The organism is Brevundimonas sp. EYE_349 (assembly GCF_023147505.1).
Lineage (GTDB): Bacteria > Pseudomonadota > Alphaproteobacteria > Caulobacterales > Caulobacteraceae > Brevundimonas.
The window spans coordinates 439,976-454,146 of record NZ_JAHXPB010000002.1 but is presented as its reverse complement, the minus strand read 5'-3'; the positions used below and the strand labels follow the sequence as shown (position 1 = coordinate 454,146).

At 67.8% G+C, this 14,171-nt stretch carries 13 protein-coding genes and 1 pseudogene; 3 read left to right on the top strand and 11 right to left on the bottom strand.

The features are described from left to right. Nucleotides 1-19 precede the first annotated feature (19 nt). The 4 genes from KZX42_RS05945 to rhmD are packed head-to-tail and all read right to left on the bottom strand — an operon-like array spanning nucleotide 20 to nucleotide 3,745. Nucleotides 20-922: an amidohydrolase family protein gene (locus KZX42_RS05945; protein ID WP_248117969.1), complete on the bottom strand. Its 903-nt coding sequence runs from the start codon at nucleotides 920-922 to the stop codon at nucleotides 20-22. A 10-nt stretch (nucleotides 923-932) separates the two neighbouring features. Beyond that, nucleotides 933-1,685, bottom strand: coding sequence for an SDR family NAD(P)-dependent oxidoreductase (locus KZX42_RS05940; protein ID WP_248117967.1), 753 nt, complete (start codon nucleotides 1,683-1,685; stop codon nucleotides 933-935). After that, complete coding sequence (locus tag KZX42_RS05935; protein ID WP_248117965.1) at nucleotides 1,682-2,530, bottom strand: fumarylacetoacetate hydrolase family protein; 849 nt, start codon at nucleotides 2,528-2,530, stop codon at nucleotides 1,682-1,684. The genes KZX42_RS05940 and KZX42_RS05935 overlap by 4 nt, the downstream gene beginning before the upstream one ends. A gap of 21 nt (nucleotides 2,531-2,551) precedes the next feature. Continuing rightward, entirely contained in the window at nucleotides 2,552-3,745 is a 1,194-nt protein-coding gene (gene rhmD, locus KZX42_RS05930; RefSeq protein WP_248117963.1) for an L-rhamnonate dehydratase, read from the bottom strand. Between the two features lie 158 nt (nucleotides 3,746-3,903). Here rhmD and KZX42_RS05925 point away from each other — a divergent pair, with 158 nt between their 5' ends. The 3 genes from KZX42_RS05925 to lldD are packed head-to-tail and all read left to right on the top strand — an operon-like array spanning nucleotide 3,904 to nucleotide 6,621. Next, nucleotides 3,904-4,692: an IclR family transcriptional regulator gene (locus tag KZX42_RS05925; RefSeq protein WP_248117961.1), complete on the top strand. Its 789-nt coding sequence runs from the start codon at nucleotides 3,904-3,906 to the stop codon at nucleotides 4,690-4,692. A gap of 24 nt (nucleotides 4,693-4,716) precedes the next feature. Further along, nucleotides 4,717-5,478, top strand: a complete 762-nt coding sequence (locus tag KZX42_RS05920) for an SDR family NAD(P)-dependent oxidoreductase (RefSeq protein WP_248117959.1) — start codon at nucleotides 4,717-4,719, stop codon at nucleotides 5,476-5,478. A 9-nt stretch (nucleotides 5,479-5,487) separates the two neighbouring features. After that, a complete protein-coding gene (lldD, locus tag KZX42_RS05915) occupies nucleotides 5,488-6,621 on the top strand; it encodes an FMN-dependent L-lactate dehydrogenase LldD (RefSeq protein WP_248117958.1) in 1,134 nt (377 codons plus the stop codon). A gap of 25 nt (nucleotides 6,622-6,646) precedes the next feature. Here lldD and KZX42_RS05910 read toward each other — a convergent pair whose 3' ends face one another. The 7 genes and pseudogenes from KZX42_RS05910 to KZX42_RS05885 form a co-directional block, all read right to left on the bottom strand. Further along, entirely contained in the window at nucleotides 6,647-7,843 is a 1,197-nt protein-coding gene (locus tag KZX42_RS05910) for an SGNH/GDSL hydrolase family protein (protein WP_248117956.1), read from the bottom strand. Nucleotides 7,844-7,862: 19 nt separating this feature from the next. After that, nucleotides 7,863-8,573, bottom strand: coding sequence for a DUF6250 domain-containing protein (locus KZX42_RS05905; protein WP_248117954.1), 711 nt, complete (start codon nucleotides 8,571-8,573; stop codon nucleotides 7,863-7,865). Then, on the bottom strand, nucleotides 8,570-10,471 hold the full coding sequence (locus tag KZX42_RS05900) for a rhamnogalacturonan lyase (RefSeq protein ID WP_248117952.1): 1,902 nt from the start codon (nucleotides 10,469-10,471) through the stop codon (nucleotides 8,570-8,572). The genes KZX42_RS05905 and KZX42_RS05900 overlap by 4 nt, the downstream gene beginning before the upstream one ends. 139 nt (nucleotides 10,472-10,610) lie before the next feature. After that, nucleotides 10,611-10,793 carry a hypothetical protein gene (locus KZX42_RS05895; protein ID WP_248117950.1) on the bottom strand — a complete coding sequence of 61 codons (183 nt, stop codon included), beginning with the start codon at nucleotides 10,791-10,793 and terminating at the stop codon, nucleotides 10,611-10,613. Continuing rightward, nucleotides 10,790-11,572 carry a PepSY domain-containing protein gene (locus KZX42_RS05890; RefSeq protein ID WP_348983614.1) on the bottom strand — a complete coding sequence of 261 codons (783 nt, stop codon included), beginning with the start codon at nucleotides 11,570-11,572 and terminating at the stop codon, nucleotides 10,790-10,792. The genes KZX42_RS05895 and KZX42_RS05890 overlap by 4 nt, the downstream gene beginning before the upstream one ends. A gap of 65 nt (nucleotides 11,573-11,637) precedes the next feature. After that, a pseudogene (locus tag KZX42_RS17305) lies at nucleotides 11,638-11,802 on the bottom strand (PepSY domain-containing protein); the annotation flags it as partial. Between the two features lie 160 nt (nucleotides 11,803-11,962). Then, on the bottom strand, nucleotides 11,963-14,134 hold the full coding sequence (locus tag KZX42_RS05885) for a TonB-dependent receptor (protein ID WP_248117948.1): 2,172 nt from the start codon (nucleotides 14,132-14,134) through the stop codon (nucleotides 11,963-11,965). Between the last annotated feature and the right edge of the window lie 37 nt (nucleotides 14,135-14,171).

Here is a 14,171-nt window from a genome sequence, read left to right as displayed (position 1 = left end):
CCGCCACATAGCGGCGAGGTCAGAGGCGGTAGATCGCCTCGGCGTTGCCCGCGAACAGGCGGTCTCGCTCGTTGGGCGAGAAGTCGGCGGTGATGGCGTCGAAGGCGGAATAGAAGGCGTCGAAGGTTCCGTGGACGCTTTCGACCGGGAAGTCCGAGGCGAACATGGCGCGCTCGGTTCCAAAGGCGTCGATGCACTCGAGGAAGGTCGGGCGGATGCTGTCGGGCGTCCAGGCGCGGTCGGTGATGCCAAGGCCCGAAATCTTGATCGAGACCTGGGGCTGGGCGGCCAGCAGGCGCAGGCCGATCCGCCAACGCTCCATGCCGATGTCGTTGCGGTCGGTCGGCAGACCGGCGTGATTGACGATCATCGGAATGTCGGGATGGCGGGCGGCGATGATGGCGGCGGTCGCCATCTGCGACGGATAGAGCTGGAGGTCGAACGACAGGCCGTGTCGGGCCAGCTTGGCGAAACCCTCGACCCATTTGGGATCGCGCAGCAGATCGCGGTCGGTGTAGGTCTTCAGTGGGTCTTCGTGCCAGCAGACGATCTGGCGCACGCCGCGCACGTTCGGACGCGCCGCCTGGGCTTCCAGCAGGGCGTCCAGGTCGGGATCCAGCAGGTCGGCGCCGGCGACGATGGCGTGGGGGTAGCCGCGCTGGTCAGCGATGGATTGCAGCCAGTCGGTCTCGGCCAACTGCCGACCGATGGGCTGGCCAGCCTCGACATGGACGATCTTGTCCACGCGCCAGCCCGCCGTATCGGCCAGATAGTCGTCCAGCAGATAGTTCCGGTGGGCGATGGGGCTCATGTCCCCCGCCGGATTGTTCGGCAGGGGATCGTCCTGAAGCCAATCGTAGCGGGCGCGCGACAGGTCCCACAGGTGGACATGGCTGTCGACGATGCGGAGGTCGTGGGCCACGGCTGCGTCCTTAGTACGTCGTTCTTCCGCCGGAGGTGTCGAAGGTGGAGGCGGTTGTGAAGCTGCATTCCTCGGAGGCCATGAAGCAGACCATAGCGGCGCTTTCGTCGACCTCGCCGAGGCGGCCCATGGGGATCTTGGAGCGCATGTAGTCGACCTGGCTCTGGGGCAGCTGTTCCAGGATGGGGCTTTCGAAGGTGGCGGGGGTCAGGCTGTTGGCGACGACGCCCTTGCCGGCCAACTCCTTGCCCAGCGACTTGGTGAAGCCGATCACCCCGGCCTTGGAGGCGGAATAGGCGGATGCGTTGGGATTGCCTTCCTTGCCCGCGACCGAGGCGACGTTGACGATGCGGCCATAGCCGTTGGCCAGCATGAAGGGCACGACGGCGCGGCAGCAGTAGAAGACGCCGTTCAGATTGATGTCGACCACGCGCTTCCAGCTGTCGACGGGGAAGTCCTGCACCGGCACGGTGGCGCCGGTGATGCCGGCCGAGGCGACCAGGATGTCGATGCGGCCGTCCAGCGCCTGGGCCGAGGCCTCGGCGGCGGCGGCGACGGCGTCAGGGTCGGCGACGTCCAGGGCGATCACATGGGCGGCCCCGACCTCGGCGGCGGCGGCGGTCAGCGCCTGGGCGTTCAGGTCCCACAGCACCACCCTGCCGCCTTCGGCGACGATGCGGGCGGCGGCGGCCTTGCCCAGGCCCGAGGCCCCGCCGGTGACGACGGCGGTGCGGCCCGCGAACCGGTCCCGATAGGCGCTCATCGGGTCCACTCCACGAAGGTCTGGCCCTGTTCGCCCAGCTTCTGGATGCCCAGACGCACCGTGTCGCCCGCCTTCAGATAAAGGGGCGGCTTCTGGCCCAGACCCACGCCAGGCGGGGTGCCGGTGGTGATCAGGTCGCCGGGCTCCAGCGTCATGAACTCTGACAGATAGGACACGATCTCGGCGACGCCGAAGATCATGGTGCGGGTGTTGCCGGTCTGCATGCGCTTGCCGTTCAGGTCCAGCCACATGTCCAGGTTCTGGACGTCGCCGACCTCGTCGGTCGTGACCAGCCAGGGGCCGACGGGGCCGAAGGTGTCGCAGCCCTTGCCCTTGTCCCAGGTGCCGCCGCGCTCGGTCTGATAGGCGCGCTCGGACACGTCGTTGATCAGCACATAGCCAGCGACGTGATCCAGGGCCTCTTCCGTGGTCACATAGGAGGCGGGCTTGCCGATGACGACGCCCAGTTCGACCTCCCAGTCGGTCTTCTCGGACCCGCGCGGAATGACCACGTCGTCGTTCGGCCCGTTCAGGCAGGTGACGGCCTTGGTGAACAGCACCGGCTCGGCCGGGATCGGCAGGTTGGATTCGGCCGCGTGGTCGGCGAAGTTCAGGCCGATGGCCAGGAATTTGCGCACGCCGTTTATCGGCACGCCATAGCGGGGCCGGCCCTCGACCAGGGGCAGGGTGGTCGGGTCGATGGCCTTCAGCGCCTCGAGCGCAGGGCCATGCAGTTGGTCCGGGGTGATGTCGGCGATGTGGCCCGACAGGTCGCGGATGCGCCCCTCAGTATCCAGCGTGCCCGGCTTTTCCTGGCCCCTGGGGCCGTAACGCAGCAGTTTCATGGTGGGGGAAGGGCTTTCGTCTTAACGCGCGTAGGGGCGCTGCAGGGCGATGTCGCGGTTCAACTCGACGCCGAAACCGGGCGCATCCGGCACCTTCAGGCGGCCATTCACCGGAACGGGTTCGCCGATCAGTTGCGGATGGAACATGGGCACGACCTCGTCGGCGCCGGGGGCCATCATCAGGAACTCCGCGAACGGGCTGTTATGGCGCGTCACCACGAAGTGGTAGGAATAGACCGATGAGCCGTGCGGGATCATCAGCACGCCCTTGGCGTCGGCCATGGCGGAGATCTTGATCAGTTCGGTGACCCCGCCGCACCAGCCCACGTCGGGCTGGATGATGTCGCAGCATTCCATCTCCAGCAGCATGCGGAAGCCCCAGCGGGTGGCCTCATGCTCGCCGGTCGTGACCAGCATCCCCTTGGGGGCGTTCTTCTTCAGCGCCTGATAGCCCCAGTAGTCGTCGGGGCTGAGCGCCTCCTCGATCCACTTCAGACCCAGCTTGTGGGCCTCGTGCGCCAGGCGGGTGGCGTAGTTCAGGTCCAGCGCCATCCAGCAGTCGAACATCAGCCAGAAGTCGTCGCCGCAGGCGTTGCGCATGGCCTCCAGCTCGGCGAGGTTCTTGCGCAGGCCTTCCTCGCCCTCGGCCGGGCCGTGGTGCAGCGGCATCTTGCCGCCGATGAAGCCCAGCTCCTTGGCTTTGTCGGGACGGGCGCCGGTGGCGTAGAAGGTCAGTTCGTCACGAACCGGACCGCCCAGCATGGCGAAGACCGGCTCCTGCCGCAGGCGGCCCAGCAAGTCCCACAGCGCCAGATCGACGCCGGAGATGGCGTTCACCACCAGACCCTTGCGGCCGTAATACTGGGTGGAGAAATACATCTGGTCCCAGATCTTCTCGACCTCGGACGGATCGCGGCCCTCCAGGAAGCGGGCCAGATGCTTCTCGACGATATAGGCCGCCGGTTCGCCGCCGGTCGTGACCGCAAACCCGACCACGCCGTTCTCGGCCTCGATCTCGACAACCAAGGTGCCCAGCACATTGATGCCGAAGCTGCGGCGGCTCTGGCGGTACTCGGGGTATTTCGCCATGGGGGTGGTGATATGATCGTCGATCCAGTGACCGTCGCCCTGATCGTGATAGTCGGCGCCGCCACCTGCGCCATCGTTCTTCACGACGAAGGCGCGGACGTGTTTGATGCGGGGCAGGCGGCTCATCGCGTCATCACCAGTGATTGGCGATTCGCTCCCATAATGCGGGATTTCACTGGCGTTCCTCCGTGCATGGCGTCAAAGTCAGGCTCGTGTGACGGAGCGACTTGCGCGTTTTGCTACATTCTGAGAATGAGGATTACGAAATGGGACGAACGCCGTCAATGAAGACCGCACAGGTCGATGGAGATGAAGAGATCGGCGCCAAGGCGTCCGGCAGCCAGACCCTGCTGCGGGGTCTGGACGTCATCGACGCCCTGATCGACGGCTCCCTGCCCCTGGCCGAACTGTCCGAAAAGCTGGAGCTGACGCGCAGCACGACCCACCGTCTGGCCTCGGCCCTGGTCGAGCGGCGGCTGCTGTCGTTCCGCCCGCGCGAGGGCTATTCCCTCGGTCCCAAACTGCTTGAGCTGGGCCATGCCGCCAGCCAGCAGATGCATCTGCCGCGCGTGGCCCGCCCGTGGCTGGAGCAACTGTCGGCCCAGACCGACGACACAGTGCATCTGGGCGTGCTGGACGGGCGTCATGCGCTTTATCTGGACAAGGTGGCGGGGCGCCGGCGCATCAACATCGGCTCGCGCCTGGGCGAACGTCACCCCATCGCCTCTACCGGCCTGGGCAAGGCGCTGATCCTGGACAAGACCGAGCCGGAGTGGATCGACTTCTACGCCGAGCCGGGCGCCGCCTTTGACTCGTCGGCCCGCGCCGTCTGGCTGGAGCGGATGCATGGCTATGCCCAGAAGGGCTACGCCTTCGACCTTGAAGAGAACGAGGACCAGATTCGCTGCGTCGCCGCTCCGATCCGTTCGGTGAACGGCCAGATCGTCGCCGCCCTCAGCGTCTCCTCGGCCGCCCAATATATGTCCGACGCCCGGATGACCGAACTGACCAAGACGGTGACCGAGGCCGCCGACGCGATCAGCGCCGACCTGGGCTGGTCGCCCAAACCCTGAAACCGAACCATCGCCGGAGCCCCCATGCTGCTTGAGAACAAGGTCGTCCTGATCACGGGCGCATCGCGGGGCATCGGGCGGGCGACGGCGATCGAGGCCGCGCGCCAAGGCGCCGACGTCGCCATCAACACCTTCCGGGACGATGCCGCCGCCGCCGAGGTGGTCGCCGAGATCGAGGCGCTGGGCCGCCACGCCATCGCCATCGACGGCGACGTGGCCCAGCCGGAAAGCGCCGCAGTCTTCGTCGCCGCGGCGGTGCAGGCGCTCGGCCGGGTGGACGTCTTCGTCTCCAACGCCGGCATCTGCCCGTTCCACGCCTTCCTCGACATGCCGGTCGAGACCCTGCGCCGCACGATGGAGGTTAATCTGCACGGCGCCTATTACATGGTGCAGGCGGCGGCCAATCAGATGGTGAAGCAGGGGGACGGCGGCGCCATCGTGGCGATCAGCTCGATCTCGGCCCTGGTCGGCGGCGAGATGCAGACCCACTACACCCCGACCAAGGCGGGGGTGCACAGCCTGATGCAGTCCTGCGCCGTCGCCATGGGTCGTTACGGCGTTCGCTGCAACTCTGTCCTGCCCGGCACCATCGCCACCGACATCAACAAGGACGACCTCGCCGATCCGAAGAAGCGCGAATATATGGAGGGTCGCATTCCGCTGGGCCGCCTGGGGCGACCCGAGGACATCGCCTCCGTCGTCGCCTTCCTGGCCTCGGACATGGCGTCCTACATGTCCGGCGCGGCCCTGCTGGTCGACGGCGGCGCCTTCGCCAACTTCCAGTAGGACAGGCGCGTGATCATCTCCTCGCCCGGCGATTATCGCGAGGCCGCGCGGCGCAAGCTGCCGCCTTTCCTGTTCCACTACATCGACGGCGGCGCCTACGCCGAACAGACGCTGAGGCGCAACGTCGAGGACTGGCAGGCCATCGCCCTGCGCCAGCGTGTGCTGCAGGACATGACCAGCCTCAGCCTTGAGACGAAACTGTTCGACGAAACCCTGCGCCTGCCCATCATCCTGGCGCCGGTCGGCCTGACCGGCATGTACGCCCGGCGTGGCGAGGTGCAGGCGGCCAGGGCGGCGGCGTCGCGCGGGGTTCCCTTCATCCTGTCCACCGTTTCGGTCTGCCCGATCGAGGAGGTGACGCCCGCCATCGACCGGCCCATGTGGTTCCAACTCTATGTGCTGGGCGACCGGGGTTTCATGAAGAATGCTTTGGAGCGCGCCAGGGCGGCGGGGGTGAAGACCCTGGTCTTCACGGTCGACATGCCCACCCCCGGCGCCCGCTACCGCGACGCCCATTCGGGCATGAGCGGCCCCAACGCCGAGATGCGCCGGATGGTCCAGGCCATGACCCATCCCGCCTGGGCCTGGGACGTAGGGTTGAATGGCCGCCCGCACGACCTGGGCAATGTGTCTGCCTATCTGGGCAAGCCGACGGGATTGGCCGACTATATCGGCTGGCTGGCCAACAATTTCGATCCGTCGATTTCATGGAAGGACCTGCAATGGATCCGCGACTTCTGGGACGGGCCGATGATCATCAAGGGCGTGCTTGATCCGCAGGACGCCCGCGACGCCGTCAGTTTCGGCGCCGACGGCATCGTGGTGTCGAACCACGGCGGACGGCAGCTGGACGGGGTCTTGTCGTCTGCCCGCGCTCTGCCCGCCATAGCCGATGCGGTGAAGGGCGACCTGAAGATCCTGGTGGATTCGGGCGTCCGCAACGGGCTGGACGTGGTGCGGGCGATCTCGCTGGGCGCTGACGCGGTCCTGCTGGGCCGGGCCTTCATCTATGCGCTGGCGGCGAACGGTCAGGCGGGCGTCGAAAACCTGCTGGACCTGTTCGAAAAGGAAATGCGCGTGGCCATGACCCTGACCGGGGCGAAGTCGGTCGCGGGCATGACTCGCGAGATGCTGGCGATCTGACCCGCGTCAGACCGCCAGCCGCTTCTCATCGATAGGGCGTCAGGTCGATGGCGTCGGCCATGGCGCGGAAGCCCGCGTCATTGGGGTGCAGATGGTCGCCGCTGTCATAGGCGGCGGCCAGTTTCAGCGGCTGGGCGGGGTCGCGCATCACGGCGTCGAAGTCGATGAGGCCGTCCGCCTCTGTGTTTGCACGTATCCAGGTATTGACGGCCTGGCGGGTCGCCTCGCCCTGTTCGGACCAGTAGTTGGCGTCCTTGAACGGCAGGATGGTCGCCAGCCTGATCTTCAGGCCGGCGGCATGGGCGCGGGCGATCATCTGGCGGTAGCCCGCGATCAGATCGGCCGGGGTCGGCGGCTGCGGATCATGATCGCGCCAGGCCATGCCGAAGTCGTTGACGCCCTCCAGCACGATCACATCCGTCGCGCCCGGCAGGGCCAGAACATCGCGGTCGAATCGCGCCAACGCCGCCACCCCCAGACCGGGCTTTGGCTTCAGGATGCGGTTGCCCGAAATGCCTGCGTTGGCGACAGCCACCGAGGTCAGGCCCGCCGCCTGCAAACGGCGCGCCAGCAGGTCGGGCCAGCGCCGGTCGGCGTCGCGCGTGCCGTTGGCGCCGTCGGTGATGGAATCGCCCAGGGTCACGATCACCCGGCCCGCTTCGGCCCGCTCGACATCGACGCCCGAGATCAGCAGCCGCTGCGTCACCAGGGTCGGGTCGGTCAATTCGGCGGCCGCCGTCTGATCGCCCGGCGCGATCCAGGCGGACGACAGGCCCAGCAGATGTATGGTGGGATCGGCGACCTCATCAGGCAGATAGAGGCTGATCGACAGACGGCTTAGCGCAGGCAGGGCAAGATCGACCGGATCGCTGAGCAGGGGCGCCTCCGGGGCCAGCAGGGCGCCCGCCGCGCCGTCGAAGGTCAGGTCGCGCGCCGCGCCGGGGACGGGGGCGCCGTCATCGGCTAACTGCACGATCCGCACCCGTCCGATCCGCGCGGCGGTCAGGCCGTATTCGTTTGTCAGCCGCAGTCGGAACCGTTCGCCGCCCGCGCTGACGCGGACCACCTGGCGGACCGTGACATCCTTCAGCGTCGGCGGGCGGCGGTCGGGCGCGGCGGCCAGGGGCGAGGCGTTCCAGCTTCGCGCCCAATGGTTCTGCGCCTGGGCGCCGGGGGCGAGGGCCGAAAGGGCCAGCGCCAGGATCAGAGCTTGCTTCTTCATGGGTTCCTCAGGCGGGCGATCAGGCGACGGTCCAGACGGAGAAGTCCCGGACGGTCATGTGATTCCAGGTGGTCCTCAGGGCGAACCAGCCGCGGCGATAGGGGGCGGGGTCGTCCAGGGCGAACAGGCGCCGATCGTCGCGCCAGTATTCGATACGGCCGCCATCGGCGATCAGGCGGATGCGGTAGGGGCGGTTGGCGACGATCAGATCGTCCGGCGCCGACAGATCGTGCTGGGGCAGCAGCGGCCGTTCTCCGTTCCCGACATAGCGACGGAAACGCGAGGAGGTGTTCGAGTTGCCGCCGAGCCCGACATAATAGGTCCGCATCACGTCATAATCGGCGAAGGCGCCCGAGCGCGGGCGGGCCAGCAGATCGCCGGGACTGCGTGGATCGTCGGCCATCCAGAAGCAGTTCAGGTCGCTGACGCGATCATGGGCGCCGTCCGCCGACACGGCCATCGCGGTGAAGCGGATCTCGACCGGCGAGGTCAGTTCTCGCCTGAACCAGGCGCTGGCGCCCAGCGGCACGTCGAAGGTCATGACCCCGTCCGCCGCGCTGACCGTACCGCGCCCCTGCTCCAGCTCGATCAGCCACTGGTCTAGCCCGCGTCGGAAGTCGTCGGCGTAGAGCCGCCGGGGCCCGGTCTTGGAGCCGATACGGGGTGCGGTGGCGCATCCCGCCGCCAGACCGGCGGCGCCCAGCAGGGCGAGGCGTCGGCTCAGGCTCACCGGCCCTGACCCAGGGGCGCGTCGAAGGCGAAGCTGGGGTGCGACGGCTGATTATAGGCCGAGTTCTGACCAGACACCTGCGAGCGATACTGGGCGTCGTGCATCAGGGTGGCATGACGCAAGGGGGTCGGGTGCGGGGTCACATAGATGCGCAGCGCCGAACTGTCGGCCGTGCGCCAGATCACCTCTTCACGCCAGTCGCCCAGGATGTCGGCGACCAGAACCGGATTGGCCTTGGTGCCGTTGTTGGAGGCTGCGCCCTCGGCGCTCAGCAGGGGGATGGATCGCTGGTTCTCCCAGTCCCATTTGAAGATGCGCGTGCCGTCCAGCAGTTCGCGCAAGCCGTCGCCGTCCCACCAGATGCCGAAATTCATCTGCTGCGGGCGGGTGTGGGAGATGACCCGGCCGTCCGCCGAATACAGATCGTTGCTGTTCGACGCCCAGATCTCGGCGCCCGGATAGCGCGGATCGATGTCGATGGCGACGCCGCGCCCGACATCCTGCTGTCCGGCTGTGCGCCACAGGACTTCGCCGGTGCGGGCGTCGACCATGGCCGAACCGACGCCGCCATTGCCGACGACGTTTTCATGCACCCCGAACTTCTCAAGCCCCGGACGGGTCGGGTCCAGGTCGCCGACGTGCATGGCGTCGCCGTGGCCCAGCCGCGTGGTCCACAGCGGCGTTCCGTCGTCATCCAGCGCCATGGCGCCGTAAATGATCTCCTGACGGCCGTCGCCGTCCACGTCGGCGACGCTGAACTGGTGATTGCCCTGACCGGCGTAGCCTTCGGGCGCCGTGTCGCTGTCGAAGACCCAGCGCTGGCTCAGCCGCCCGTCGCGCCAGTCCCATGCGGCGACCACGGTGCGTGCGTAATAGCCGCGGGCCATGACGATGCTGGGCAGACGCCCGTCCAGATAGGCCGCGCCGCCCAGATACCGCTCGGACCGATTGCCATAGCCGTCCCCCCAGATGGCCGCCATCTCTTCAGCGGTCGCCGAATCGCCCGCCCGACCGCGCGACGGGACATAGGGCGCGCTGGCCAGGGCCGCGCCGGTGCGGCCGTCGAAGACGGTGATGAACTCCGGCCCCGAAAGGATGCGGCCGACCAGACCGGCCGCCAGGCTTCCGTCCGCCTTGCGCTCGGCGCCCGTGCGATCATGGCTGGGGATTTCGCCGCCGTCTTCGCGCCAGTCGGCTTCGGCGTCGCCAATCATCCGACCGGCGCCGTCGATCGTGCCATCCGCGGTCTTCAGCACGACCTCGGCCCGTCCGTCGCCGTCGAAGTCCTGCACGACCATCTGGGTGTAGTGGGCGCCCGAACGGATGTTGCGACCCAGGTCGATGCGCCAAAGCCGCCGGCCGTCCAACGTATAGGCGTCGATCAGCGTGGGGCCGGTGAAGCCGGCGAAGGCGTTGTCCTTGGCGTTTGTCGGTTGCCATTTCAGGATGATCTCATAGCGCCCGTCGCCATCCAGATCGCCGACCGTCCCGTCATTGGCCTCGTAGTCATAGGCGACGCCGTCGGGCGTAACGCCGCCAGCGGGGCGGTCCAACGGAATGGTCAGATAGCCGTCAGCCAGGTTCTGCGCGACGGCGTCCTGCCTTTCGCCCGTCAGACGCACGGCGTAGCGGGCGCTGAGATCGCCGGACGGATCGCGCCATCCAGTCGGATCGGTCGATGTCGTCCGCCCAAGGCGAACGCCGTCCCTAAACACCTCGAAGCGCGCCCGCGCAGGGTCGGAGGCGCTCAGTCGCCATTGAACGAACACGCCTCCGTCCGCCATCGGCGTGGCGACAACGGATCGATCCAAGGTTTCCAGCCGGATGGCCTGCGGCTCCGCCTTCGCCGCCTGTGGCGCAAGCGAAAGGACGCCCGCCAAGGCGACGGCGGTTGTCATCCACGTCACAGACTGGACCACGACAGTTTCCCTATCAAATGTCCACTTATTGGGACTTTGTATCACTATAGGGGTTGTGATCCGTTTTGTTAAAGTCCGTTTTTGCGAAGTCGGACGCCGCGCCCTTGATCGGCCTCGCCTATCGGCGCCGCCGGATCAGCGCCCACGCCAGGACGATCAGCCATGCGGTCAGCAGGGCGGCGCCCAAGAAGTCCCAGAGACCGTCTTCCAACAGGGCGCCGATCAGGCCCGTGAGAGTCAGGGCGAACAGGATGGCGGGTATGCCGAAGATGGCGCGCAGGCCGAGGTCCTTGCGGCTCATGCCGGCTTCCTGCGCTTGGCCAGCCACAGATAGAGGCCGGAGATCAGGATAACGATGGTGGCGATGTCCAGCAGCGCCCAGACGATCTTCAGCCCCAGCCCGCCATAGTCGCCGAAGTGCAGCGGCTGGGACAGGGACAGGGTCTTCACATACCAGGGCATGGAGGCGACCGCCGCCAGTTCGCCCGTGCGCGCGTCGATCAGGGCGGGCGTGGTCATGTGCTTGGTCAGCGGCGTGTCCCCGTGGAAGAAGACGGCATAGTGATGGTCGGTCGAATAGGTCGATCCCGGAAAGGCCACGAACTGCAGCGTCATGCCGGGCAGGGCGGCCTGGGCGCGCTTGACCGCCGCATCCAGCGAGGCGCGCCGGCCGGCCGGCGCGGGGGCGTCATAGGCGACGGTCAGCTCCTTCAGCGCCGTATCCTTCCAAAAGGCGATGATCGGCGTCGCCAGGGTGTTGACCACCCCGGTCGTCCCCACCACCAGCACCCAGGCCAGGGTCACGACGCCCAACAGGTTGTGATAGTCCAGCCAGCGGGTCCGCGCCGCCTTGGACGCCCGAACCGTGCCGAACGGCAGACGGCGCATGAAGGGCGCATACAGGACCACCCCCGACACCAGGGCCGCCACCAACATCAGCCCCATGGCGCCCAGGAACAGCATTCCGGCCAGGCCCAGGAACATGTCGGTATGCAGTTGCAGCAGAACTCCATCACCGGATGGCCGGCGACCAGGGGGGCGACCTCGCCGCTGGTCTGGTCGATGGGTTCGAAACTGTATTGGCCGGCGGGGGCGTCGGGCGCGCGGCTGGTGACGTTCACCACCGGCCGATCCTCGTCAAAGCTCATGAAGGCCGGAACCTCGCCCGGATGCAGGGCCAGGGCCGCGCTCAACACCTGGTCCAGATCCAGAAGGGGCCCGTCCGGGTTCTTGGGCTGCCAGGGCTCATGCAGCAGCACCTCGTCCAACTCGTGGGTGAACACCAGCGGCAGGCCGGTGACGCACAGCATCAACAGGAACACCGTCGAGACCAGGCTCGACCATTTGTGGACCCAGGACCAGGCGCGGATGGTTCGGGCTTTCATCGGTAGCCTCTAGAACGGGCGGCCTCCGGACGGAACCAGCTCCTGGCTCCGTCCGGGGGCGTCATCGTATCGCGATTGAGCGGGCTCAGAACTCGGCCGAGACCGACAGGCGCAGGGTGCGCGGCCCGCCCAGCGTAAGATAGTTGGACCCCGGATAGCCGCCGACCGCGACCCACTGGTTCTTGTCCGCCAGGTTCTCGACCCGCGCCCGCAGCGTCAGCGGCTTGCCGCCCGCCTCGAAGGCGTAGCGGACGCCGGCGTCGTAGCGTGTCCAGCTGTCCAGTTCGACGGCGTTGTCCGCGCTGGCCGGTTGGGCGCCGGTATGTACGACCCGACCCTCCAGCGTCAGGCCGTCGATGGCCCGCACGTCCCATTCCACGTTCAGATTGGCCTGGAAGTCCGGCACGCCGATGGCGGACTTGCCGTTGAGGGCGGGGTTCAGGGCGCGCTTGATCTCGGCGTCCAGCCAGGTCGCGCCGCCGAGGACGCGCAGGCCCTCCAGCGGTTCGCCGAAGACGGTCAGTTCGACGCCCCGGTTCTCCTGCTCGCCGCCGGCGGAATAGGTGCGGGTCGCCGTGTCGAAATATTCGCTGGGCAGGGTGGTGCGGAAGGCGCTGAGCGTGGCGCCGAACAACCCGGCGTCATATTTCACCCCGATCTCGTTCTGCTCGGCGCGGAACGGCTCCAGAACCTCGCCGGCGTTGGCGACGGGCGCCCCGTTGACCGCGCCGGGCGCGGTCTTTCCAGGCACCAGCGCCTCCGAATAGTTGGCGTAGAGCGAGACCCGGTCGATCGGGCGGTAGACCACGGCGAAGACCGGGGTCACGGCATCGCTGGCGTAGCCGCCGTTGCGGGCGGTGGTGTTGTAGTCATAGGACCGGGTGTCGATCTCCTGATAGCGGGCGCCCAGGGTGATCATCAGACGGTCGTCCAGGAAGGACGCCATGTCGGCGATGGCGACGCTGTTGGTCCTGACCCGGCCCACCACGGTCGGGTCGGTCAGGGAGCCGGCGGCCAAGGCGGTCGGGGCCGGAGCGGGCGCGAACACCGGATCGTACAGGTTGCTGGCGAAGCCGCCGAAGTTGGAGAAGGCGTAGGAGTTCTTCTCGCGCGACTGCACCTGGGCGGCCGAGGCGACCAGGCGGTGTCGCACCGGGCCGGTGTCGAAGTCGGCGCGCACGCCCACGTCGGCCGAGAAGACCTGATCGCGACGGCCGTTGTCGAAGCGGTAGGCGTTCAGCGACCCGTCGGCGTTGGCGCGGGGATTGGCCAGGCTGTTGCGCTCCTTGCCGTCGCGACCGCCCACGGCGGCCCAGACGGTCACGGCGTCGGTGACGTCGAACTCGCCGCGCGCGGCGCCGAACAACTGGGTCTCGTCGGTATAGGTCCAGGGCTGGGCGAAGTTCTTGTCGGCGTCCGGCGCGCGGGGAATGGCGCCGTTCGGCGTCACCTGGGGACGCGGCGCGTCGATACGGTTGTCCTGCCAGCCCAGGTCGGCGGAAAAGCGCGCGCGGTCGCCGCGGTGGTCCAGACCCAGGCCGAGCACCTTCATGTCGCGGCCCTCGCCCTCGACGCCGCCCTCGCCGGCGCGGCTGGCCAGGTTCAGACGCAGGCCCCAGTCGCCATCGGAGCCGAAGCGGCGCGACAGGTCGGCGGCGGCGTAGATCTGATCGCCGCCTTCCCAGCCGGCCGTCAGCCGGTTCAGGGGCGCGTCGCCCGCGCGCTTGGGCACCAGATTGACCGCGCCGCCCACGCCGCTGCCGCCCGGCGCCGCGCCGTTCAGAAAGGCTGTGGCGCCTCGGAAGACCTCGACCCGTTCCAGCAGTTCGGCCGCCACATACTGGCGCGGCAGCACGCCGTAGAGACCGTTATAGGTCATGTCGTCCGAATAGACCGGGAAGCCCCGGATCACATACAGTTCCTGGAAGTTGCCGAACCCCTTGGTCAGCCGCACGGCCGGATCGTTCTGCAGCACGTCGCCGACGCTGCGGGCCTGCTGATCGCGCGCCAGCTTTTCGGTGAAGTTGGTGGAGGAGAAGGGGGTGTCCATGGCGTTCAGGGCGCCGAACAGGCCGACCCTTCCGCCACGCGCCACCTGACCCCCTGCATAGGCCGGCGGCAGGGCCACCTGCGATCCCGTCACGACGATGTCCGACAGGGTGGTGGGCGCATCCTGCTGCTGGGCCAGGGCGGGGGCGGCGCCAAGCAGCGTCGCGACGGAGGCGGACGCCAGAAGGCCGAACAGGGAAGCACGCATCGGGGGAGGATCGCTTTTGATTATAAGAATGCGTCGC

Excerpts from the sequence above, each read along its gene's own strand:
- KZX42_RS05920 (WP_248117959.1), top strand. The coding sequence starts at position 4,717 with ATGCTGCTTGAGAACAAGGTCGTCCTGATCACGGGCGCATCGCGGGGC.
- KZX42_RS05910 (WP_248117956.1), bottom strand. The coding sequence starts at position 7,843 with ATGAAGAAGCAAGCTCTGATCCTGGCGCTGGCCCTTTCGGCCCTCGCC.
- rhmD (WP_248117963.1), bottom strand. The coding sequence starts at position 3,745 with ATGAGCCGCCTGCCCCGCATCAAACACGTCCGCGCCTTCGTCGTGAAG.
- KZX42_RS05935 (WP_248117965.1), bottom strand. The coding sequence starts at position 2,530 with ATGAAACTGCTGCGTTACGGCCCCAGGGGCCAGGAAAAGCCGGGCACG.
- KZX42_RS05885 (WP_248117948.1), bottom strand. The coding sequence starts at position 14,134 with ATGCGTGCTTCCCTGTTCGGCCTTCTGGCGTCCGCCTCCGTCGCGACG.
- KZX42_RS05940 (WP_248117967.1), bottom strand. The coding sequence starts at position 1,685 with ATGAGCGCCTATCGGGACCGGTTCGCGGGCCGCACCGCCGTCGTCACC.
- KZX42_RS05900 (WP_248117952.1), bottom strand. The coding sequence starts at position 10,471 with ATGACAACCGCCGTCGCCTTGGCGGGCGTCCTTTCGCTTGCGCCACAG.
- KZX42_RS05895 (WP_248117950.1), bottom strand. The coding sequence starts at position 10,793 with ATGAGCCGCAAGGACCTCGGCCTGCGCGCCATCTTCGGCATACCCGCC.
- KZX42_RS05925 (WP_248117961.1), top strand. The coding sequence starts at position 3,904 with ATGAAGACCGCACAGGTCGATGGAGATGAAGAGATCGGCGCCAAGGCG.